The sequence below is a fragment of the Egicoccus sp. AB-alg2 genome (assembly GCF_041821065.1).
In the GTDB taxonomy this organism is placed as follows: Bacteria; Actinomycetota; Nitriliruptoria; order Nitriliruptorales; family Nitriliruptoraceae; genus Egicoccus.
This window is the reverse complement of record NZ_JBGUAX010000016.1, coordinates 1-21,867: the sequence shown is the minus strand read 5'-3', so window position 1 is coordinate 21,867 and position 21,867 is coordinate 1. Positions and strand designations below refer to the sequence as shown.

The window sequence follows — 21,867 nt, the reverse complement described above, 5'->3', positions numbered from 1 at the left end:
TCGGAAGCGTCGGGTGTTGACCCCGTTCTCCGCGGATTGGAGGGCGCTGGCCTACGAGGTGGCGCCCGGCGTGCGGCGTACGCTGATCGACGCGCGAGTAGAGGAGGTGGCGATGGCTCGCTTCACTGAGCACTTCCGCCTCACACCCACGCATGACGACGACTGGTTCGACGCCCTATTGCGTGAGGACACCAGGCTGTTCGTTGACCCGTTCCTCGTCGCCGACGACAACGGCACGACCGGCGTGTGGGCAGGTGCCCACGACGAGGTGGTCCGATTCTTCAACCACGTCCTCACGCTGCTACTGAAGGCCGGCAAGGACACCACCTCCCAGCACCACGGCAAGGCCACACGACTGCTGGACTTCCCCGAGCCTGAGGAGTTCTGCCTCGGCTACGCGGTTGGCAGCACTGCCGGTGCAGGAAGCGGCGCGGGCATCGCGAAAGAGATGGCCGCCGCCGCGGAGGACGCCATCGAGGCAGGCCTCCAGCGGGTGGAGGCGTTTGAGGAGCTGGTGCTCATCAAGGGGGGCGTCGGCGCCGACCGCATCAGCGACATCGTGTGCAACATCCTCAAGCACCGATTTGTCACCTACACCTCGCAGGTGGCCGCAGCTCACGGGGTGCCCGTTCAGCCGCTCCCAGTGCGCCACGCGGCGTGGGACGAGAAGCGCCTCCGATGGCGTGATGGAGTTTTAGAACTGCCGATGAACCCGTTCAACGGCAAGGGCGTCCTGCTATCGCCTAGGCGGTTCCTGCGTGATCTGCCCACGGTCGACCCTGAGGAGTTCTGGGTCTACGCCCACGACGAGAATGAGGCACTCCGCGGCGACCTCAACTACGAGTTGGGTGCCAAGGTCGATCCCGACGAGATCGCACGAGTGGCGCGCCGCCACCCAGACTCAGTGAAGGGCTACATCGAGAGTCTGCGGCACAGTTCAGTGGATCCGTACGACGTTGAGAACGACCCCAGGTACGAGCTGCACTGGTGGGAGGACGGGCGGCACATCGCTGACCGAATCGGCGCCCTGTCCGCCGACCCCGACGACGACTTCGTCGGGTGGGTCCGCGAGCTAGTCGAGGTGTTCCGCCACAGCGTCGAGAAACAGGGCGACTGGGACATTCTCTGGAACGGCAATCGGGATGTGTCCGAAATGAAGTGCCAGCGGCTCTTCAGTTCAATCGTTCGTCACTACTGCAAGGCGCACGACATCGACCTGTCACCCGAGTCCAACGCGGGCCGCGGGCCAGTCGACTTCAAGTTCAGCGCCGGATGGACGCGGCGCGCACTGGTGGAGATGAAGAAGGCGAACAACTCGAAGCTCGTTAGCGGGATCGCCAAGCAGCTACCCGCCTACCAGGACGCCGAGGAAGTGCAGGCCGGGGTGCTGCTCATCATGCGGTTCCACGACAACGACAAGTCGGACGACAAGGTCGAACGCATCGAGGAAGCGCGCGAGATGCTCGCCGACACCGCAGGTCTCGACGTCAGCGTCGTGTGGGTTGACGCCCGACAGAAGGACTCCGCCTCGAAGCTGTGACGTCACCGGTCGGGAAACCGGGCCGAGCAACATTCGGTCGGTTCGTCGTCGACGAGCAGACCGGCGGTGCGCAGTGGCGACAACGACACTTGTCCGTCTTGCGGATCGACGCAATCCGCGGAAGCACACACACGCGCAGAGCGGGGAGTAGCCCGCGGGTCTCGCCCTGTGTGCGGATGACCGTCGACTATGTGCGGTTCCGCGCTTCCGAGTGAGCACCCGGCCCCGCGCGTAGCGGGGACTCGCGAGCGGGTCGGCGGCGACGATGGCTTCCGCCGCCTCGAGCGTCAACTATGGGCGGTTCGGCGTAACTCGGTGCTTCCGAAGTTCCTATGGATGTCAAGCCGCTGTGACGCTCTTCTCGGGTGGTGTGCTGAGCGCGTCGATGAGGATCGGGTAGACCTCTCGGGCGATGTAGCGCTTGAGACGGCGGATGGTGTCGAGGTCGGCTTTGTACTGGCCGTTGCGGTTGCGGCGGGTGACGTAGTCGCGGGTGCGTTCATCGGGCCAGCGGATCCGTGACACCACGATGGTGTGCAAGGCCCGGTTGGCTTGCCGGTCCCCGCCGTGGTTGAGCCGGTGACGTTCGGTTCGGCCAGACTTGACGGGCATGGGCGCGACCGCGCACAGCTTGGCGAACGCGGCCTCGGAGCGGAGCCGGTCGGGGTTGTCGCCCGCGGCGACGAGCAGGCTTGCGGCTGCGTGGTAGCCCATGCCTTTGATCTCGAGCAGTGCCGGCGCGGCGGCGTCGATGATCCGGTCGCGTTCGGTCTCGAGCCGTGCGATCTCGTCGGTGAGCGCTTCGATGCGGCGGGCCAGCGTTCGCATCGCGAGCCTGGTCGCGCCGGTGGGGTCGGTGACGGGCGCGGCGGCTTCGAAGCAGGTCGCGGTGGCCACGAGCTGGCGGCGGGACAGTCCACGCAGCTGCTCGGCGAGCTCGAGCGGCGCGGTCACGGCCAGGGCCCGGAGCTGGTTGATCGCCTGGGTGCGGGCCTTGACGGCCGTTTCACGGGTGATGTGCAGCACCCGGATCATCTCCACCGGCCCGTCACCGGTCTTGGGCAGGGTCGCGGCCGTCCCGGCCAGTACTGCCCGGGCGGCCGCTTCGGCATCGAGCAGGTCGGTCTTACCGCGGCTGCGTCGCGCACGGCGATCGGGACGGTCCACGTCGCGGACCGCGAGCCCGCGTGAGAGGCAGAACAGGGTGAGGCCGCGGCCCCAGCTGCCGGTGCCCTCGATCCCGATCCGGTCGATCACCCCGAAGCTCGAGGCCCACTCGAGCAGCCGGGCATAGCCGGCCCGGGTGGTGGGGAACGCGCGGCCACCAAGGACCTTGCCGAGCAGGTTGAGGACCACAGCAACGTGCTCGTCGGCGTGGGTGTCGACCCGACGATGACGTAGTCCGAGACGTGTGGCATGTTGTCCATGTCGCTTCCTTTGGTCAGCGAAGTGACGCTGCCGGCGGTGCGGTGGACAGCACTGCGATGGGCCAACATCGCACGTTCCTATGAGGTCACGCCGCACCGTCGCGCAGCACCCCAGGCCGGGTCGACACTTCGGAAGCAAGGCACCGACAGGGCCGAGCGGAAGCGCAAGTCAGACCCGGACCGGGAGCTGCGATCCTGCCGCTGAAGTCCATGAGAACCAACTGCAGGACATGTGTGCGGATCATCGCAGCGGAAGCGCTCGCATCGGGGACTTCGGTGCGGTCGAGGGCTTCGCGGCCTGCTGTCACCCCACTCGCGCGCGCGACGATCGGCCCTCTCGACCCATAGAGCCCGGACGGTCAGGGCGTCGGAGCTTGACGGCCACCGGGGGCAGATGGCCGTAGACGAGGACGCCTTCGAAGGGCCGGAGCTGGCGGAGGGCGGCGGCGCTGGCGAGGAGTTGGGTCTGGCTGGCGCGGGTAGCGCTGGTTCGGCCTTCGGCGTCGATGGTCGTCGACTGGCGCATGACCTCGGTGTCACCAATGACCTGGGCGAGGTCGCTCGTGGTGTTGGCGTCGGTAATCCCCGACAGCACCAGCTTCGCGCGGTGATTGTTGAACACCGTGCCCGCGTGATGGCCGTAACGAGCAGTGATCTGGGCTCGGTCCTGCCAGATGGTCACGAGCTGGATGCCGAGCCCGGCGGCCGTAGACGCGACCTGAGCGAGGTCGCGTAGCGGTGCGATGTTGGCGGCTTCGTCGAGGACCAGCAGTAGCGGCGGGTCGAGCCGGCCGCGGACGGCGGCCCGCTCGTAGGCTGTGACCAGCACGTGCTGGGCGAGGGCTGTGAACAGGGGGCGGAGCCGATCCTGCTCGTGCAGCGGAGCGCAGATGTAGAGCGTGTGCGCGCCGCCGTCGAGCAGCTGCTCCGGGTCGATGTCGGCTTGCTCGGTGGACGTGGCGACGGCTGGATCGGAGAACGCGGCGAGGATGGTCTCGGCGGTGGTGAACACCGACGAGCGCGTACGTTCCTCCCGTCGCCAGGATGCTTCGGCGGCGGCGATCGCGGCCTCGTTGCCCGTGGCTTGAAGAAGCATCCGGACCTCAGTGTCCTCTTGGAGGTCGATCCACCGCACGACGTCGGTCATCGTCAGACCTGCCGTGGCTGCGGCGTAGAGCATCGGTGCGAGGAGCTTGGCGGCGTTCGCGTACCAGAAGTCCGCTTCCTGGAGTTGCGCGTCGCGGGCGGCGGAGGTGAGCCACGATGCGGTCCGCAGCGCCCCGGACCAGGTACCGCAGTTCGCGAGCGGGGTCCAGCCAGCGCGGGGGATGCCGGTGACGCTGCCGGTGGGGTCGTAGGTCCACACGGTGCCGCGTTCGCTGCGGTCGGCGAGGGTGTCGGCGAGCAGGTCGGTCTTGACCGAGGTGGCGACGACCGGGCCGGGCCACTCGAGGATCGCCGGGATCGCGAGCCCGGAGGTTTTCCCGGACTGGGTCGGCCCCAGCACGAGCAGCGAGTGGCCAGGTTCGGTCGCGAGCAGCCTCCCACCCGGCCCGTGTCCGAGGGTGAGACGGCCGGGGACCGGACGACGCACGAGCAGCATCCGGACGTCGCGCTTGGTTGCCCACCGGGCCGTTCCTGGCTCCGCGGCACGTCGGTGTGACCAGCGCCACATGGCGACCCTTGCGACCACCGTGAGCAACACACCGCCCAGGACGGTGAACACGCTCCAGAAGGCGACCGGCCCCGGAAGTAGTGAGGCGAGCTCGGGCCCAAACGCCGCCGCCGGGTCGCCTGGTTCAGCGACGACGCGGGCGGTCGCACGGAGCATCGAACTGGCAGGGAGGTCGAGCCACCCTCCGGACGTGGCGCGGCCGCTGAGCTGTGCCGTCGCCCACAGCAGACCAGCGGCCGTCGCGACGACCACGAGCGCGAACGCGGCGATGAGCTCCAGCGGCGATAAGGACGACCCGCCGTGCCCCACCCGGTCGGGGCTTGGACGCTGGACTCGCGGGCCGGTATTCATGTCATCCTCGCGTCGGTGTCCACCAGCGAGCGTTCGTGCGCGCCGAGGTGGTGCTCGACGAGGAAGGAGCGGTTCCCGACCCGCCATAGCGCGACTCCGCGGCCGAGCTCAGGCAGGACCTCTGCTTCGACGTCGGTGAGGCCGAGCAGCTCGCGGGCTTGGGCGGTCTCGGCGGGGGACTGGCCGTAGATGACCCGGGTCTCGGAGTCGGCGAGCAGCCCTTGAGCGAGGACGGCCTGTTCGGATCCGTCCGCCCCGGCGGCACGCAGGTCGGAAAGCCGATGGATGACCGCGATGTTGGACACGCCGTACTGGCGGGAGAGCTTCCACGAGGCCTGCAGCCACCGTGCGATCTCGAGGTGGCGCAGGATCGCCCAGGCCTCGTCGATCACCAGGATCAGCCGCCGGTCGGCGTGCGCATGCAGCGACGCCTGGAGCCAGGCGGTCGCGCACAGCATGAGCAGGCCGAGGGCCGGGGAGCCGTACAGCGCGGAGAGGTCGAGCACGACCAGCGGCCCGTCCAAGGCCAGGCCGGGGGTGGTGCGGCCGTCGAACATCCCGGCGAGGTCGCCCTGGCACAACCGACGTAGCTCGAGCGCGACCTGTCGGCCGGCTGCCGCCAGCTCGGCGGCATCGGCGGCGATCCGTGAGGCGGCATCGTCGTCGGGCCACAGCAGCGCCTCGACCACGGCCGGCAAGGTCAGTACCCCACCGGCGGCTCGCGCCGAGGCGGTGACGATGGCGGCCTCGCAGGCGGCTTGCTCGTCGGGAGTCAGCCCTCGTCCGAGCGAGGCGGCGGCGAGCGAGGTCAGCAGGCTCAGGTGCCGGCGGGTCACCTCGCCCTCATCGAGCGAGCTGCCCCACGCCGTGGCGTCGAGCGGGTTGAGCCGAACCGGCAGCCCCGGGCCGAGCCGGACCGGCTGGACGCCGCAGGCGTCGGCGAGCGGCCCGTACTCGCCCTTGGGGTCGATGATCCAGGCTTGCCGGCCGAACACCTGCTGGCGCCACAGGTAGGTCTTGATGAACGACGACTTGCCGCGACCGACCTGCCCGGCGACGAGCATGTTCGGGTTGGTTAGCACCCCCTGGGCGTACAGGTCCCAGGGGTCGTAGCAGAACGCCCCGCCGAGCAGCTCCCGCCCGATGTAGACGCCACGGCCGCCGAGTCCGCCCTCTGACACGAACGGGTAGGCAGCCTGCAGGTGCGCGGTCGACACCCGATGCGCGCCGGCCCCGGCCCGGGGGCTCACTGCAGCCCCCTCCCGAGCGGCAGCGTCCAGGTGAACGCCACGTCCTGCTCGCCGTCGAGCCGGCGCAGCTCGAGTGAGCACTGCTGGGCCGCCTGCTCCACCTCACCGCAGGCGGCCTCGAGTTCCTCCAGCGAACCGGCCGTCACGGTCGCGTAGCCGGCGAGTCGGTAGTCGGCGTGCCCGTCGGCGAGCTCCTGCTCGCGGCGGGCGGCGGTCTCCTGGGCACGCCGACGGCGGGCGGTCGAGGTGAACCCGGCTCGGGCACGGAGCTCTTCGTCGGCCAGCCCCTTGAGGACCGCGTGCTCGACCTCCCGGTGAGCCCGCAGAGGGGAGACGGGCTCCATCGAGACCGCAATCGACCGCATCCCGGTGACCCCGACCAGCAGCGGCGTCAGGAAGTCCGGCCCGACCGGGCTTCGGGGCCATTGCGCCACCCAGTAGGTCGCATGCCACACGTCCCCGGTGCGGTAGCTGGCCCACGACGTCGCCGTGGCGAGCGGCCACGCGTTGGCCGGGTCGGTCCCAGCCTCGTCGCCGGCGGTTGCGGCCCGGCGGGCGAACCCGACGCGGGCCGAGGGGTCGAACGCGGTCCGAAGCGCCCCTGCCAGCAACCTCGGCGTCAGGATCCCGTCGACCACGATGTCCGCCGATTGCAGCGTGCGCTGGACCGACACCACCTCGCGGAGCACCACCTCGGCGGCGCCGGCATCGCCGCCGCCGGCCAGCCTGATCGCCCGGCGGGCCCGGACGCTCGAGATCGCGACGACCAGCAGCGTCTCGTGCTGCGGTGCGGTCGGCCCTCCACGGTCGACCAGTTCGAGGTAGGACGCGAGCGTCGGATGCTGCCGAGGGACCCGAACCGATTCGGCGAGGTAGCGGCCCATCACGTCTGCATCCTCCGGCACGGTGCGCTCGATCCACTGCAGCCGGTGCACCGGCGAGGAGGCACGGGCGAGCCCAGCCAGCACCCCGCCCCAGGCGGCCAGCCGGCGCTGCTTCTCCGGCGTGTCGGCGAGCTGGAACGAGCGCCCGCGCACCACGAGCGCCGCCGCGTACGTCCCGCTCCGGCGGTCGTGGATGACTCCGACCTCCCGTCCTCCCGTGGCGAGCGGGGCGGCGAGCAGCCGCACGTCGGTCAGCGTCGGTGGCGGATGCTGCACGGCTGAGCCGTCTGGGCCGTGGCCGAGCAGCGGCATGGGGGAGAGGTAGCGGTCACGACGCAGGGCGCGGACTGTCGCCCAGCGCGCGACGGTCGGGACCCACTGCTCGAGCGTTCGGCCGGCGACCGGCCAGAACGCCACCACCCCAGCGATCACGACGACGCCGATCGCGAGACTGAACCCGACCGCGCTGCCATCGACTCGCACCGTCGCGACCGCCATCAGCAGCGCCACCGCCAGCACCCCGAGCTGACCGGCCCGCAGGCCGAGCACCACCGTGTGATCCTCACCGGCAGCACCGAACTCGTAGCGGCGAACCGACCCGTCCATTACCCCTCCTCCCGCGACTGCCGGCGCGGCGTCGGTTCAGAGCGCGGCGACGTTGACCCAGCCGGACCGAGTGTTCGACGGGGCGACGATGGCGCAGGTGCGGGAGCCGAGTGAGCCGTCCCCGCTCCGTCCGCAGACCGAACCCCACCCACGGCCGCGTGCTGCTCGTCACCATGCGCTTGCAAGGCCTGCCCGGCTTTCTTCGCGCCAGCCGCGCCGGCAGCCACCGTCCCGACGCCTGCCGCGACCACGCCGGTCCCGACCGCAGCACCGGACGAGACCGTCCTGCCGGCGGGCGCTCCGCCCGCGCCCGACCCCGCCGCTGGCGATCCCGCGCCGGGCCCCGTCGAGCCGGACCCCGTCGATCCCGTCCCCGGTCGGGTGGAAGCACCACCCGTCTCCGGCGTAACCGCGCCAGCAGCAGCACCGGCATGCCCGCCGGCACCGGGCACTCCGTGGCCGTTGGCACGGCTCGTTCCAGCATGGGCACGCACGCTCTGGAGCACATGATGCCCAGCGGTCGGGGAAGCAACCGCCGCGGTCGGACGCCGGTAGGTCCCCTCGAGGTCACCCGACAGACCTGCCTCGAACACCGGAATGAGGCGCAGCAACACGTACGGCGCCAGAGCTGCCAGAGCGAGCATTGACGCGCCGGCGAGCACCACTCCGAACCCGCCGCTGTCGCCGTCGGCCGCCACCTCCGACGCGGGCTCACCGAGCGCCACCGCGGCGAGCGCCATCGCCGCGACGATGACGAACTTCGACAGGATGATCGCCACCAGCCCCTGGACCAGCCGCCGTAGCCAGTGCGCGGTCGCCGGCCACACCATCGCCATGAACCCCAGCGGCAGGAACAGCACGGCCACGTAGATCGCCGCCTGCCGCAACAACAGCTCGAGCCAGATGGCGAACGCCGCGAACGCCACCACCCCCGCCGCGAGCAGCGCCGCGAGCCCTGCCACCGGCCCACCCATCCCCGCGGGCAGCGACGCCAACGACTCGCCCATCCCGGTCGAGAACCCGGCCAGGTCGGATCCGAGCGAACGTCCCACCCACGCGGTCAGCTCGTCGGTGAGCTGCACCAGCAGATCGACGACCACAACGCCGGCCGCCGTCCCGATCGCCGCCAGCGGCACGTACCCGAACGTCGCCCGCAGCAGCATCCCAGGATCCTGTCGGACCACGCCCTGGACGATTGCCAGCAGCAGGAACGGCAGCAGCCCGAACACGGCGACCACGGCCATGTCCTGGTAGGCCCGCTCGAACCACGACGAGGTCAGCTGCGGTCGTGTCGAGGTGTCGAGGAACGACGCGACCTGCTCCAGCAGCCACCCTGCGCCCTCCACCACGAACGACACCATCTCGTGCAGAACTGCCTGCGCGCCACCGGCCACGACCGGCTGCACTCCCCAAGCCAGCGCACCGCCGACGCCGTTGCACACCGACTCGATGAGCCCCGGCAACCGCTGGCAAGCACCGCCTGGCTCCTCCGCGGTGACCCCGGTGTCCGCCTCGGGCTCCGAAGGCAGCGTGGTCTCCTGCGCCGACGCGGCGGTTGCCGTGCTCACCAGCCAGAGCCCGATGATGGGAACGAGGAGAAGCAGACGTCTCATCGCCCGACCTCGCTCGCCGAGGTGTCCGGCCAGTGCCAGTAGGGCTCGAAGGCGTTGATCTGCCTTGCCAACACCCCGGCTTCGCCGGGTGTTGCCGCCGGATCAGGTCCCGCGCCCGTGTGGAAGCCGACCAACCGCCACCCGCCGCGTTCCCACGTCAGCGTCACCTCGGTGGTGCGCCAGCTCGGCTGCACCAACAGACGCCCGTCTGCGATGGCCATGACCGCCGTCCACAGCTCCACTGTCGCGTCGGTGCGGTCGTACTCAGACACCTGCCACCCGCCCGGGACCGCGCGCCACACGAAGCCCGGATCGGACGCGACCTCCGCGTCGAGGTGGAGCTGCGAGCCGATCAGCGCCAGCCCCTCGTCGAACGCCGCGACGAGCTCGGCCCACGCCGCCTCGGCGGCGACCTCCTCGAGGACCGCTCGCCGGTAGCCCGCGTCGAAGACGTCCCGGTTGTCGAGCGCCAGCGCGAACGCCGTCGCCGCCGCGACCGCGCCCTCGCGCGACCGCGGGTACTCGCCAGCGTCAGCGCCACCTGATGGCTCGGCAGGTGTGTCCGTCGCCGTATTCATGCCGTCGGCCGGACCGGCAGCAATCTCCTCGGTGTCTCGGGCCGGCGACGAGGCGAGCCGGCCGACCGCCAGGACGAGAAGCGCAACACCGACGACGAGACCGGTCATGCGCAGGAGGCGACGGCGGTCCACGTCAGCTCACCGTGGTCCCGGTGTCGAAGAAGAAGTTGATGATCGCGGGCGCGGCACCGATCAGTAGCGCCGCCAGCCCGGAGATCACCACACCTCGCCGACCGGCGACCGAGTACTGGTAGTTGTTCGAGTTCGATCCGAGCGCCCACGCCACGGCCGACACGATCATCGCGACCAGCGCCAGGACCAGCGCCCAGCCCATCACCCCGTTCGTCAAGTTCTGCAGCACCTGACCCCCAGGGAGCTGGCTCGGATCGGGGCGCCCCCCGACCGCCCCCAACAGCTTCACGCTCACGAGCATCATCCATCCACCTCCATATCCGAGCGGCGACGGTCATCCACGACCGCGACCTGTCCGTTGCCCTCTGAACCGGGCGGCAGCCCGACCGTCGCGATGAACGGCCACGGCCCCGAAGCCGCCGTCGGCCCGGGCCGCGCGCCTGCCGTGCCGAGTGACTGCTCGACCAGCGTGAGCGGCACCGGCTCGTCATGTGCGTCCCGCTCAAGGCCCTCGTTCATCCACAACCCCCGGCGGTGACGTCCTCGACAGCTGCTGCCGTCGTCGGACGATGCGATCCAGACAGTCCGAGCCCCATCGTGGGCAGCAGCCGGAACCGGTCAACGAGAGACCTCGTCGAGGCTGTGGACAAGCCGCCGGTGAGACCACCCGGGCGTGGTCCTGGGAGTGAGGGGGGAGAGGATGCTGCGGGCCTTGGGCGTGGTCGCGGTCCTGGGCCTGCTCGCGGTTCTCTCGCTCCCGGTGCTCGTCCTGGCCGCGGCCGCCGGCGGCGCCGGGCTCACCCCGATCGATAGCGCGAGGGCTGACATCCCTTCTGCCTATCTGGCGCTCTACCAGGACGCGACCAACCGCCGCTGCCCGACCCTCCCTTGGTCCGTACTCGCCGCCGTCGGCAAGGTCGAGTCCGATCACGGCCGCCTCGGCGGCGCACGGCTCCAGCCAGACGGAACCGTGGCGCCGCCCATCATCGGCGTGGCCCTCGACGGCTCACCCGGCATCGCGCGGATCCTCGACACGGACCGCGGTCGCTACGACGGCGACACCACCTACGACCGCGCCGTCGGGCCGATGCAGTTCATCCCGAGCACCTGGTCCGCCTACGGAATCGACGCGACCGGCAGCGGGGGCGCCGACCCGCACAACGCCGTCGACGCCATTCACTCCGCCGCCCACTACCTCTGCGCGGTCGGAGCCAGCGATCCGGCACGGATCCCGCAGGCGATCCTCGCCTACAACCGGTCGACCGCGTACCGCGACCGCGTCCTCGAGATCGCCACGAGCTACGCGGCCGCCGGCACCGAGTCGACCTTGGCCTCGCCCACGCTGATCGCGATGGTGCTCGCCAATCCGCGCCTCGACATCTACCCCGCTGGTCGCGACGACATCGCCGCCGGACGCATCGACGCACGAGTCCTCACCGTGCTCCAGCGCCTTAGCCAGGACCACACGCTCACGGTCGTCAGCCTCAAGACCGGTCACTCCCGCTGCATCGGCGGCGGCGACTACCCCGGCTGCCGCGTTTCTCACCACTGGCACGGCCGTGCCGTCGACATCGCCGGGGTGGACGGGCGACGAGTAGACGTGACCAACCCGACGGCTCGCGCGCTCGCCGAACGACTCCACGCTCTGCGGCCGCCACTCCGACCCAGCGAAATCGGGACACCCTGGCCCGAGCTTGCACGACTTCCAGGCTTCTTCTCCGATGACGCCCACACCCGACACCTGCACCTCGGCTGGAGCGACCCAACCAATCTCGGCATCACGAACTGGACCCACGGGCAAGTCCTTGTTCTGCTCTACGCCGGCCGTCCCGACTGGTCCAAACTCGCCGCCATCACCCCTGGCCGCCCCGTGACCTTCCGAAGAGCCGGCTACACGCGCGAGGTGTCAGCGTGGGCGGACGAAGCGCGTGTGGCCCGGTTCACCTTCGAACAATCGATGCCGGCCACCGCGTCTACAACACCTCCAGGGACACCCCCTCCTCGAGAACGAGCGCCCGCGGAGAGTCGTGCGGGGCGGCACGATGACCGCCGACTAGCGGCTGCTTCGTGCCCACCGGCGGGCGTCGTGGGGCCTGCGCTCTGGTCTTGGCCGACGCCCCCGCCCCGGCCTGCCGCCGCTGTGTCACACCCCTAGGTAGAGTTCCACCCATGTCATTATCAATGGATGTCACCACAGATCCCCGCCCCCTCGCCGGGGCCGCTGAGGCCTACGCCTTCGACGGTGCACACGTCCGCAGGACGATTGTCGACAGGGATGGGAACAGGCATGTAACGCGAGTGCTTGCCCCCCCGGGTGTCGGCGAGGCGCCCTTCACGGCCTTCTCCCAGGGCTGGCTGGCCCGGGCGGTGCGCCCTCCGCGAGATGAGACGGCCCGACCGTTGACCTCGGTCGACCTCTTCGCGGGTTGTGGCGGCTTGAGTCTCGGACTTGAGGCGGCTGCCGAGGCGATTGGGCGCCGACTGGAATCGATCTTGGCGGTCGACACGGATGTCGACGCGCTGACCGTCTTTGAACGGAACTTCTCGCCGTCCGCCCTCTTCGACGGCGACGTGACGCGTCTCGTGGATGGCGGCCTCGGAGAGGCGCCGTCATTCGCAGAGAGACGTCTGCGAGATGAGTTCGATGGCGTGGATTTCGTAATCGGTGGGCCTCCATGCCAGGGCCACTCCGATCTGAACAACCACACGAGAAGGCGTGATCCGAAGAACGCTCTCTACCTTCGAGTCGCACGGTTCGCGGAGATCGTCCGCCCCCGTTTCGTGCTGGTCGAGAACGTTCCTGGAGTAGCTCATGACCGACGGGGGGTCGTTCCTGCGGCGACGCAGGCTCTAGCGCGGGCCGGCTACTTCGTCTCCAGCGGTGTAATCAGGGCGGACCGTGTTGGCGCCGCGCAGACGAGGAGGCGCCACCTTCTCCTTGCCTCTCGCGACTCAATGATTGATATCGACGCGGTGTCTGGCCAGTTCACAGAAGCTGCCCTTACCGTCGACCAAGCGCTCCACGATGTTCCCGTTGCCAGTACAGGCATCTTCGACACGTCTTCGAACCATTCCGCCGAGAACCGGCGGCGAATCAACTATCTGTTCGATCATGGTCTGTGGGATCTTCCCGACGCTGAGCGTCCTGACTGTCACCGCCTCCGCAAGCACTCGTACAAGGCTGTCTACGGCCGGATGCGCGGGGACCAACCCGCACCGACGATTACCAGGGGATTTGGCTCAACCGGGCAGGGACGGTTCGTCCACCCACATGAGCGGCGCACACTGACGCCTCATGAGGCTGCCAGGATCCAAGGCTTCCCCGACTACTTCGATTTCTCGTCCTGCAATCGCCGTGTCAGCCTCCATAGCATGATCGGAAACGCTGTGCCATCCCGTCTCGCCTATGCCGCCTTCATGACTTTGCTGCTGTCATGACGAGTCTCCGAGTGGTGGGTCTGTTCGCTGGTATCGGCGGTATCGAGAAGGGGCTGGAGGCCTCGGGCCACGCATCGACGCTGCTGTGTGAGATCGATCCGGCGGCGCGCGCCGTCTTGGATCGGCACTTCGAGAGCGAGGTAGAGAACGATGTTCGGGCTCTACGGTCCCTTCCCGAGGCGGACCTCCTCGCCGCTGGCTTCCCTTGCCAGGATCTCAGTCAAGCGGGTGGCAAGGCTGGGATCCGCGGCTCTCAATCGAGCCTAGTAAGTGAGGTCTTTCGCCTCGTCCGTAAGCGAGCGACCCGGCCTGAGTATCTTCTCTTTGAGAACGTCTCCTACATGTTGCGTCTCGATAAGGGACAGGCGATGGACTTCTTGGTCAGCCGCCTTGAATCGTTCGGGTACCGATGGGCTTACCGGGTGGTGGATGCTCGGGCGTTTGGGGTCCCGCAGCGGAGGCAGCGCGTCGTCCTTCTGGCCTCATTGAACGAGGATCCGGGTCGCGTGCTCTTCGCGGACGATGCACCGACAGCGACGTTCGACGACACGACTACGAACGTCGACCGCGATGCTGTCTATGGCTTCTACTGGACCGAAGGCCTCCGCGGCCTCGGCTGGACACGGAATGCAGTTCCTACGATCAAGGGAGGATCTGCCCTCGGAATCCCCTCGCCGCCTGCGGTGTGGGATCCGACGACGGGAGAAATCGGGACGCCTGAGATCGAAGACGCGGAGAGGCTGCAGGGTTTCGCCGCGGACTGGACCGCCGCAGCCGAGCAGGCCAGCTTCAAGCGGGGAGCTCGCTGGCGGTTGGTGGGCAACGCAGTGTGCGTTGACATGGCCGAGTGGATCGGCTCGCGGCTGAGCGCCCCGGGGGACCCCGCCGGCGACGTCCGACCGCTGCGCGATGGCGCTCGCTGGCCCTCCGCGGCGCAAGGACGGCGGGGGGAGCGCTCGGCCGTTCAGGTCTCCATGTACCCGCGCGCGGACCCAATCGACCTGAAGAAGTTCCTGTCGATGCCGTTGAAGCCGCTTTCGACGAGAGCGGCAGCGGGCTTCTATTCCCGCGCCGGTCGGTCGACCACGCTCAACTTCCCTTCAGAGTTCCTGGACGACATCGCCTTCATCGCGGGGGCATAGCTGGTTGCTGCCACAGCCAGCGGAGCCTAGGCTCACCGGCATGACTGCCATCGAACCGGCCGCCGGCGACCCCCCAGAGGCCACGGATCTCGAAGTCGCCATCACGGCGAAGGCCAACCCAATTCTAGCTGCTGGGAAGACGGGTTACGCTTGGAATGCGGTCGACAAGCTTCTCATCGAGGCGCTGCCAGTCAATAACACTCGCTGCAAGAAGGCCGCCGGATCGGGGCGGGCAGCCAACGTCTTGACGGAGAGCAACGATAAGGACATCGACCTCTACCTCGTGTTCTGTGTTGCCCCCTACACCATCAAGCAGTTCGTCCCTGCCGCAGCGGACCGCGTAAGTCGGTTCCCGAACGTCCGGGCGGTGATCATCGCGGACCTCGTGGAAGAGACTTGGCGCGTACGGGGGTTTGTGTATCGAGACGGTTTTGAGTCCGTGGATGCAATCCGTGACGCCTTCCCAGCCATCAAGAATGAGTGGGTTAAGAGGGTCGACGACGAGTTCGAAGAAGAGGAAGATGGTCCCGTCGTACCTAGCGTCGACGAGGACGTTTTTTTCGACTTCTGCCGCGACTCAGAGCCGACTCTTGATGGCTTGGAAGCGTTGCCGGATCAGTTCTTAGATTTCGCAATTGCATCGGGAGTCACGCTCAGCCGTAGTGTTGCCGTCGACCTCTTAGCCTCAACCCTGTCTAACCAGCTGTTGCTTTTCGCCGGCGCTAGTGGCTCGGGTAAGTCGACGGTGGCGCGTCTGCTGATGGAGTTCTTCACGAGCGTCGACGCCTGGGACATCATCGAGGCTCGACGTCAGATGATCGGGCCCGAAGACGTCGCAGGGTTCTACAGCTCCATCACTGGCGAGTTCGCTTTCACCATCGATACGGCGAGCTTGCTCGCGCTCCAAGATGTGAGCGTCAACTCGATGGAGCTGGAGGGCAGCTCCCCGCCGACGCCGATGCTGCTCGTCGAGGAAGCAAACCTGTCCGCAATCGATGGCTATCTCTCACCTGTTGTCCATGGCATGTCCCGACCTTCCTCGCCGCTATTACGATGGCCGCTCCACGCGTGGGAGGGGGCCGTCGAGAACGAGGAACAGACCCTTTCGGTGCCCCCAACGCTTCTCCTCGGCCCGTACCCGCGGGTTCTCGGTACCACCAACATTGACGAGACGGCCAAGGCGCCGGCGCGGAAAGTGACGAGCCGTAGCTGCGTGATACTGCTTGAGCCCGAACTCCTCCAGAGTGCCGATATTGAAGCCCAACGCCTCGTTGCGGATCCCGAGCCTAACCCTGGACCGGTCCCATCTCAGGGCATGGCGTTTCTTGGTGCACCGGACTTCGCAAGACACCAACTCGATGTGACTGATGTTGCGCAAGACATCCAGGCGTTCCTGGATGTGAAGGCGCTCGCTGAAGCTAAGCCGTCACCCGTCAGCCGACGCGACGTGGAGCGGGTTACCAACTACATGGCCTACTACCGTCGGCTGGTGCCCGACAACGGTGAGGCTCGCCGGCTCGCGGCTGAGAACGCGTACCTCCACTTCATTCTTCCGAATCTCGCCGAGGCAAGCTTCTCGGAGGCACTGAACCGGTTGAACGGCGCAGAACTAGCTGAAGAGGCACCCATCGGGCAGTTGGGTGGCCTGCTTGCGCCGAGGATCGGTCGCCTCGTAGCCATCGCAGAGGACGATCCCTTCCCTGAAGCGCTGGACTTCTGGGCCGCCCTCTCGTGACAACTTTGGAGTTCCGCGACGGAACGCGCATCGTCAGTATCCAGTTGCCGGGCAAGTTGGCGGTTCTGCCGCCGTCCGTTCGGGTTGTGAAGCAGGACGAAAGTCTCATAGTCGTTGAACCCGCGGTCACGGACGACACGAGCGGACCAGATGTTCTGGTGGGGCGTCTCCCCGTCCACTGCTTGGATGGCCCCCAGTTGCGGCGCGTCGACTTGAACTTGCCCGCTCCAGCCCCCTTTGACGTAGGCGCCACAGCAGCTATGTGGAAGGCCATATCCGCCGCGGAGGTGCCTATACCCTCCAGCATCCGGGGACAAGGCCGCATGTTTCGCGGGCGCGCACTCAACGCGAGATCCGCCGAGCTCGACTTGGATCTCCTCGCTCGGGCTCACGCCGCGACGCGCGCCCTGATTGCACGGTGGCCCGAGGAAGAGTCGACCGTTACCTACTGGCGCCGGGTCGAACTGGCCGGGGGAAGAGAGGACGTCGCCTGGACCGAGAGAGCAGCTGGTCGTTGGCCGTCTATCGAAAAAGAGGGGCGAACCCTACCTGAGCGAACGGCCAGACGTTTCGCCGCGACCCGTCGATGGAGCTCCGTGCGATTGTCCGCATCCGCCTTGGCTGTCCGCGATGCACTTGAGGGTCTCGACGGCCTTGAAGCGGGGCTCACCGACCGTTCCACGATCAGTGCGCCATTCTGGACAGTACACCGCTTGGCGAAGCCCGAGGCACGGCACCGTGCCGAACCACCGCTCTCCTCGTGGCCACCCAAAGCGGCTCGCGCTCATCGCCTATTGCTGGCGGTAGCTGCCGACGTTGAGTCAGCAAGAATTGGTTCGGTCGAAGCGCCGCTGTGCTACTTGTGGCGTCTATACGAGGCATGGGTAGCAGTCACGATCTGGACCTGGTTGCTTGACAATGGGTGCACGGCCCTTGTCCCCCCCCGTCCGGCGAAGGGGTGTGAATGGGTTGCGTCGGCTACCAACGGACACGTGACGTACCACGTCGTGGCTCAGGCGAGGTTCTCCGCCAATCCTGATGCGTGCGCGCCTCTAGCCCACCTCGGCATCTTCTCGATCTCAAGCGTTCTGCGGCCGGACTGCGTGGTCGTGGTCGAGGAGGATGGCATCGCGCCGCGAGTGGTTGCCGTCGACGCGAAGAAGCGGCAGGCAGCGATGGACGCCGGTGATGTGGCCGAGGCTGCGAGCAAGTACGTGTGGGGTCTTCGCCGCAGTTCGCCTGGAGCGGTGGCTACGGTTGCTGTCGACCGGGTAGTTGTCGCAGCCCCCGCTGGTGGGGGACCGATGTTCGATCAGACGCTCTCGCGGATCGAAGTAACAGGGCTGGCCCCCGGGGCGGGTTCATCGGTCGCCATCTCATCCATAGTTTCCTGAGTGGCTGCGGACTCGGCACGTCCAGTCAGACCTGCAGAGCGATCCTCCGGGCAGGACATGAAGGACGGACTATTACCCTCGTCATGAGGTGCGTCTGGGCTAATGCTGCGGCATCTCGGCGGCGAAACCCCTACGACGGTCAGGTCCTGCTGGTCGGGTTCTGGCGACGGTAGGTGATGCGCTGGTGCCGTGCCTGGCGCCCATTCGACGGCGCGTCGCGAGTCTCTTCCATCCAGGCCACGCCGACGCGGCGCCTGGACGGCATCCTTGGTACCTACCGAGCTCTTCTAGCTCGACCTTCGGCGGCCTCAACGGTGACTCGCTTCCGCTCAGACCGAGCATCCACGATCTCCTGCACGCGCGCTACAGCGTTGTCCAACGGATCATGTTCCCAAATCCGCACGACCTCCCAGCCCGCGTCGTGAAGGCGCTGGTTGGTGTCAGTGTCGCGCTGGCGGTTCGTCTTGAGCTTGTTGTACCACCAGCTCGCGTTGGTCTTCGGTTGTGTGCCGTGTTCGGGGCATCCATGCCAGAAGCAGCCGTCGACGAACACGGCGACCTTGGGGCCGCGAAAAACGAGGTCAGCCCGGCGTCTCATTCCTGGGATCGGCTGGGCATCGACCAGGTACCGGTAGCCACGTCGGAAGAGTTCTCGACGCAATCGGAGCTCGGGCTGCGTATCACGTCGCCGCTGGCTCTCCATGCGGCGCCGAGTCACGTCACTGTCCGGCTCCGGCCTGTTCACGGCAGCGTTCGAATGATGGCTACAACCTTGCCTATGATGGACATCGGCGATGAATCATCTAGAGTTATCGGAGCAAAGGCGTCGTTAGCCGCCTCTAGAGCCCAGCTGCCCTGCCCCGTTCTCCGGAAATACTTGACGGTCGCGTCCCCCTCCAGGAGGGCCACACACATCTCTCCACTTTCGACCATTGGTTGTTGCCGAACGACGACGTAATCCCCAGGGAGAACCCCGGCGTCGACCATTGACTCCCCGCGCACACTCAACATGAAGTGCGGGCCGTCGCCGACAAGGTCGACCGGGAGCGAGTAGACCGCCTCGACTCGCTCCTCGGCGACGATTGGTAATCCTGCGGAAACGTCTCCCACCAGCGGCACAGCACGAACCGGTAGCAGCTGCTGCTGCAGGTGTGTTTCAACGTCTCTCTGAAGCTCAAGTCCCCTCGGAGCGGATCGCGTCAGATAGCCCTGCGCCTCTAGGTTTCGCAGGTGGAAGTGGACGGAACCCGCTGAACGGAGCCCCAAGGCGTCAGCGATCTCGCGAATGGAGGGCTGGTAGCCACGAAGCGCCACATGTTCGTGGATCGCTCGGAGAACGCGCTCCTGCTGCCTCGTCAGGGGGTTTGCGGATGTCACGACTAGAGCCCACCTCTCATGACTTGACAGTACCCGCTGAAGCCAGATGGTATGAACCAAACGGCTGGCTGGCTTGTCGAAGTTGCGCCGACTCGTCTATCAGCGAGTTGTGGGGCCGACATCATCTGCATGATCAGAAAGTGTCGTTCGGTCGGCGGTGAGTTCCTTGAAGAGCCGTGCGGTAGCCTGATCGATGAAGTCGTCAGCATCGTTCGACTCAGCGTCGAGGTCGAGCACCTGTCTGAGGCGGCGCATTATCGCGTGGAGCTCCATGGTGTTGCCAGCTGCCTTCGCGGCGAGCAACAGGTCGCGGTAGAGAAGTTCGCAGTATGGGTCTGCGAGCAGCCCGCGCTCAGCGGCCCACCGCGCCTCGTGATGCTGGGCTTGCTGGAGGTAGGGCTGCGCGAGCCGGTGTGCAGCGTCACTCACGAGTTGCTCTATCGCGTGGACGTTGTTGATTGCCCATACGTATTCGCCGCTGGTGGCAGACAGGGGTCGTCCGCGGACGAGTTCGAGGGCAGAATGAAGCTCGTCGACCGCGGTTGCAGGATCAGATCGTGCCCGCCGGGTGTGTGTATAGAACCGGTCGAGGTCCGACGTCACGCTGGGGGAGAGGCGGTAGCGGCCCTGATGCGCCTTGGGGAGGTACGGCCTACCCTCGGGATCGTCGCCGAGCGCCTGGCGGGCGCGCCAAACGGTGGTGTGGAAACGCCCTACGTTCGGGGGCTGCCCCGGCCACAGGGCTTCCTGCAGCGTGTCGGCGTCGACGGGGTCTCGGTGCAGCGCCAAGTAGACCACGAGTTCCTCGGCTTTGGCCGACTCGAACTCGTCCGCACCGGCGACCTCGACGGGGCCGAGGACGCGCACCTCGACATGCCACTCCTGGTCTCCGGCAGCTCGAGGTGCGGGATCCGATGCCTCTTGACCGTTGGTCGAGTGGGCGACCAGTGGGAGCTCGCCAGCGTCCTGAGCCACATCTGCCCCGCCGGCTCCGTCGGGCTCGTCGGGCTCGTCTGGCTCGTCTGGTGTGGCCTCGACGAAGGTGGGGATGGCGGCGTCCTCGAGCAGGTCGGCGATGGCGTCGAGGTCGTCGCCGGTGAGCTCGAGTGGCTGCAGTTCGAGGCCGTAGGGAGCGACCCGGATGATCGTGGGTTCGATGGTGAGCCGCCAGGTCGCTCCCGGCAGTTGTGGGGCGACGGCCGCGACCGTGTTCGTCCGCCCGTCGACTCGGGTAGAGAACGCTTCCTCGATGCCGGGTGGGGGCGGGGTGACGAAGAGCGCGGCGGTCGCCTCGGGGTCGTCGGCCTCAGCGTCCTCAGCGGCGCGGCGCAGCAGCTCGACTGCTGCGTCCTCGGGGAGGCACCGGACCCGTTCGAGAGTCGCCAGCACGTCGCCCGCGCCGGCGAGAAGGACGCTGAGCGCGTCAGCTCGGGCCGAGGTCGCTAGTTCGAGCGCCTGGCCGAGGATGACGGTTCTGGCGGTCTCGGCGTCGGCGTCCAGGTCGAGCAGACGCGCGTGTCCGAGGTTGAGGAGCACCCGTCGCTGCCCGTGAGCGCGGGTGCCGATGGTCACGAGGAGCGGGACGGGTGCGAGGGCGCTGGCGGCGAGGTCGCGGAGCTCGTCGAGGTCCGCGGGCCGTGGCGTGACCCAGGTCATGCCGGCGTCCTCGAGGTGCCAGCCGTCCGGCGCTTCGGTGTCGGGGTCGGTGAGGTGGATGGCGACGTCGTGGGGGCCGACCGAGACGAGGGCGATCTGGGGCACGTCGCGGCCGCCGTCGTTGCAGACGGCGACGAGCGACCGCAGGACCACGTCGAGCATGTCGGCGGTCTCGGCGTCGGCGAGGCCGCGGACGCGCTGTTCGGTGCGTGCGAGGCTTCCCTTCGGGAGCACGATGCGCTGGCCTGGCTGGCGGCGGCGGAGCTTGCCTCGACGGATGCGGTCGAGGGTCGCGATCGCGCCGGCGGTGAGCAGGCCGGCGCCGACCACCAGCACCAGGTTGTTGTCCGCGTTCTCGTGTAGCCCGTCTGGATCCTCGGCAGGACCGTCGGCTGGTGGCTTCGGGGTGGTGCTGCGGTTGGTCGACGGTGCCGCGTCGGGTGGGGCGGTGGTGTCGTCGTCGGCCGCGCGGGCTTCGGCGCTCGGCTCGGGCGATGGGGTGGGGCCAGGTTCGAGCGTCGCCCAAGGGGTGGGACGCTGCTCGGCCGGAGCTGGTGTCGCCGGTGCAACCGGGGTGTCGTCCTGGGCTGGGGCGGTCTCCGTGTCGGCGTCGTCCGGCGGTTCGAGTCGGTGGTCGCCGGTAGCTGGGACCGTGAGCTGCCAGCCGGGGTGGATGAGGTCGGGGTCGGTGAGGTGTCTGCCGTCGGGCTGTGATCGGTGTCGGTTCTCCTCGTAGAGCTCGGGCCAGCGGTGCGGGTCGCCGAGGTGGGCGGCGGCCAGGTCCCAAAGGGTGTCGCCGGGTTCTACCGTGATCGTGGACGTTGACGTTCCCGGGTTGGTCGCTTCCGGCCGGTCGGTGGGCGGGCTGCCGTCAGGTGTCTCTGAGGTCATGGCGTCTGGTGGGAGGGCGAGGAGCCAGCCGGGGCGGATGAGGTCGTCGTCGCGGCGCAGCGTGCCGCCGTCGGGTTGCGGCCGGCCGATGTTGAGGTCGTGGATCTCTCGCCAGCGCAGGCCGTCGCCGAGGACGGTCTCGGCGATGCCCCACAGGGTGTCGCGGGGTTGGACGCGC

17 protein-coding genes and 1 pseudogene are annotated in these 21,867 nt (G+C 68.0%); 6 read left to right on the top strand and 12 right to left on the bottom strand.

Annotated features, from left to right (window positions below):
- The first annotated feature begins 16 nt into the window (after positions 1-16).
- On the top strand, positions 17-1,540 hold the full coding sequence (locus tag ACERM0_RS21700) for a hypothetical protein (RefSeq protein WP_373680730.1): 1,524 nt from the start codon (positions 17-19) through the stop codon (positions 1,538-1,540).
- A gap of 339 nt (positions 1,541-1,879) precedes the next feature.
- On the opposite strand, the gene ACERM0_RS21695 is transcribed toward ACERM0_RS21700, so the two are convergent.
- The 8 genes from ACERM0_RS21695 to ACERM0_RS21660 all read right to left on the bottom strand — a co-directional run bounded on the left by ACERM0_RS21695 (position 1,880) and on the right by ACERM0_RS21660 (position 10,575).
- The gene (locus tag ACERM0_RS21695; RefSeq protein ID WP_373680729.1) at positions 1,880-3,064 is read right to left on the bottom strand and encodes an IS110 family transposase; all 1,185 of its coding nucleotides are present in this window, start codon (positions 3,062-3,064) and stop codon (positions 1,880-1,882) included.
- 207 nt (positions 3,065-3,271) lie between these two features.
- Positions 3,272-4,570: a type IV secretory system conjugative DNA transfer family protein gene (locus tag ACERM0_RS21690; protein WP_373680728.1), complete on the bottom strand. Its 1,299-nt coding sequence runs from the start codon at positions 4,568-4,570 to the stop codon at positions 3,272-3,274.
- Positions 4,571-4,989: 419 nt separating this feature from the next.
- Entirely contained in the window at positions 4,990-6,243 is a 1,254-nt protein-coding gene (locus ACERM0_RS21685; RefSeq protein ID WP_373680727.1) for a VirB4 family type IV secretion system protein, read from the bottom strand.
- Positions 6,240-7,733, bottom strand: a complete 1,494-nt coding sequence (locus ACERM0_RS21680; protein ID WP_373680726.1) for an SCO6880 family protein — start codon at positions 7,731-7,733, stop codon at positions 6,240-6,242. The genes ACERM0_RS21685 and ACERM0_RS21680 overlap by 4 nt, the downstream gene beginning before the upstream one ends.
- A complete protein-coding gene (locus ACERM0_RS21675; RefSeq protein WP_373680725.1) occupies positions 7,733-9,175 on the bottom strand; it encodes a hypothetical protein in 1,443 nt (480 codons plus the stop codon). The genes ACERM0_RS21680 and ACERM0_RS21675 overlap by 1 nt, the downstream gene beginning before the upstream one ends.
- A 167-nt stretch (positions 9,176-9,342) precedes the next feature.
- A complete protein-coding gene (locus tag ACERM0_RS21670) occupies positions 9,343-10,032 on the bottom strand; it encodes a hypothetical protein (RefSeq protein WP_373680724.1) in 690 nt (229 codons plus the stop codon).
- Between the two features lie 25 nt (positions 10,033-10,057).
- On the bottom strand, positions 10,058-10,360 hold the full coding sequence (locus ACERM0_RS21665) for a DUF6112 family protein (RefSeq protein ID WP_373680723.1): 303 nt from the start codon (positions 10,358-10,360) through the stop codon (positions 10,058-10,060).
- Complete coding sequence (locus tag ACERM0_RS21660; RefSeq protein ID WP_373680722.1) at positions 10,357-10,575, bottom strand: hypothetical protein; 219 nt, start codon at positions 10,573-10,575, stop codon at positions 10,357-10,359. Before ACERM0_RS21660 ends, ACERM0_RS21665 begins: the two co-directional genes overlap by 4 nt.
- A 181-nt stretch (positions 10,576-10,756) precedes the next feature.
- Here ACERM0_RS21660 and ACERM0_RS21655 point away from each other — a divergent pair, with 181 nt between their 5' ends.
- From ACERM0_RS21655 to ACERM0_RS21635, 5 genes are all read left to right on the top strand, one after another.
- Complete coding sequence (locus tag ACERM0_RS21655) at positions 10,757-12,211, top strand: lytic murein transglycosylase (RefSeq protein WP_373680721.1); 1,455 nt, start codon at positions 10,757-10,759, stop codon at positions 12,209-12,211.
- 14 nt (positions 12,212-12,225) lie between these two features.
- A complete protein-coding gene (locus tag ACERM0_RS21650) occupies positions 12,226-13,494 on the top strand; it encodes a DNA cytosine methyltransferase (protein ID WP_373680720.1) in 1,269 nt (422 codons plus the stop codon).
- Positions 13,491-14,636: a DNA cytosine methyltransferase gene (locus ACERM0_RS21645; RefSeq protein ID WP_373680719.1), complete on the top strand. Its 1,146-nt coding sequence runs from the start codon at positions 13,491-13,493 to the stop codon at positions 14,634-14,636. The genes ACERM0_RS21650 and ACERM0_RS21645 overlap by 4 nt, the downstream gene beginning before the upstream one ends.
- Before the next feature lie 40 nt (positions 14,637-14,676).
- Positions 14,677-16,371: a hypothetical protein gene (locus tag ACERM0_RS21640; protein WP_373680718.1), complete on the top strand. Its 1,695-nt coding sequence runs from the start codon at positions 14,677-14,679 to the stop codon at positions 16,369-16,371.
- Positions 16,372-17,363: 992 nt separating this feature from the next.
- Complete coding sequence (locus ACERM0_RS21635) at positions 17,364-17,765, top strand: hypothetical protein (RefSeq protein ID WP_373680717.1); 402 nt, start codon at positions 17,364-17,366, stop codon at positions 17,763-17,765.
- A gap of 274 nt (positions 17,766-18,039) precedes the next feature.
- On the opposite strand, the gene ACERM0_RS21630 is transcribed toward ACERM0_RS21635, so the two are convergent.
- The 4 genes and pseudogenes from ACERM0_RS21630 to ACERM0_RS21615 form a co-directional block, all read right to left on the bottom strand.
- Positions 18,040-18,510: a very short patch repair endonuclease gene (locus ACERM0_RS21630; RefSeq protein WP_373680716.1), complete on the bottom strand. Its 471-nt coding sequence runs from the start codon at positions 18,508-18,510 to the stop codon at positions 18,040-18,042.
- Complete coding sequence (gene lexA / locus ACERM0_RS21625; protein ID WP_373680715.1) at positions 18,507-19,142, bottom strand: transcriptional repressor LexA; 636 nt, start codon at positions 19,140-19,142, stop codon at positions 18,507-18,509. The genes ACERM0_RS21630 and lexA overlap by 4 nt, the downstream gene beginning before the upstream one ends.
- A gap of 99 nt (positions 19,143-19,241) precedes the next feature.
- Positions 19,242-21,128 carry a BTAD domain-containing putative transcriptional regulator gene (locus tag ACERM0_RS21620; RefSeq protein WP_373680753.1) on the bottom strand — a complete coding sequence of 629 codons (1,887 nt, stop codon included), beginning with the start codon at positions 21,126-21,128 and terminating at the stop codon, positions 19,242-19,244.
- 327 nt (positions 21,129-21,455) lie between these two features.
- A pseudogene (locus tag ACERM0_RS21615) lies at positions 21,456-21,689 on the bottom strand (LysM peptidoglycan-binding domain-containing protein); the annotation flags it as partial.
- Positions 21,690-21,867: the final 178 nt, after the last annotated feature.

Excerpts from the sequence above, each read along its gene's own strand:
- ACERM0_RS21690 (WP_373680728.1), bottom strand. The coding sequence starts at position 4,570 with ATGCTGCTCGTGCGTCGTCCGGTCCCCGGCCGTCTCACCCTCGGACAC.
- ACERM0_RS21680 (WP_373680726.1), bottom strand. The coding sequence starts at position 7,733 with ATGGACGGGTCGGTTCGCCGCTACGAGTTCGGTGCTGCCGGTGAGGAT.
- ACERM0_RS21670 (WP_373680724.1), bottom strand. The coding sequence starts at position 10,032 with ATGACCGGTCTCGTCGTCGGTGTTGCGCTTCTCGTCCTGGCGGTCGGC.
- ACERM0_RS21665 (WP_373680723.1), bottom strand. The coding sequence starts at position 10,360 with ATGATGCTCGTGAGCGTGAAGCTGTTGGGGGCGGTCGGGGGGCGCCCC.
- ACERM0_RS21660 (WP_373680722.1), bottom strand. The coding sequence starts at position 10,575 with ATGAACGAGGGCCTTGAGCGGGACGCACATGACGAGCCGGTGCCGCTC.
- ACERM0_RS21655 (WP_373680721.1), top strand. The coding sequence starts at position 10,757 with ATGCTGCGGGCCTTGGGCGTGGTCGCGGTCCTGGGCCTGCTCGCGGTT.
- ACERM0_RS21650 (WP_373680720.1), top strand. The coding sequence starts at position 12,226 with ATGTCATTATCAATGGATGTCACCACAGATCCCCGCCCCCTCGCCGGG.
- ACERM0_RS21645 (WP_373680719.1), top strand. The coding sequence starts at position 13,491 with ATGACGAGTCTCCGAGTGGTGGGTCTGTTCGCTGGTATCGGCGGTATC.
- ACERM0_RS21640 (WP_373680718.1), top strand. The coding sequence starts at position 14,677 with ATGACTGCCATCGAACCGGCCGCCGGCGACCCCCCAGAGGCCACGGAT.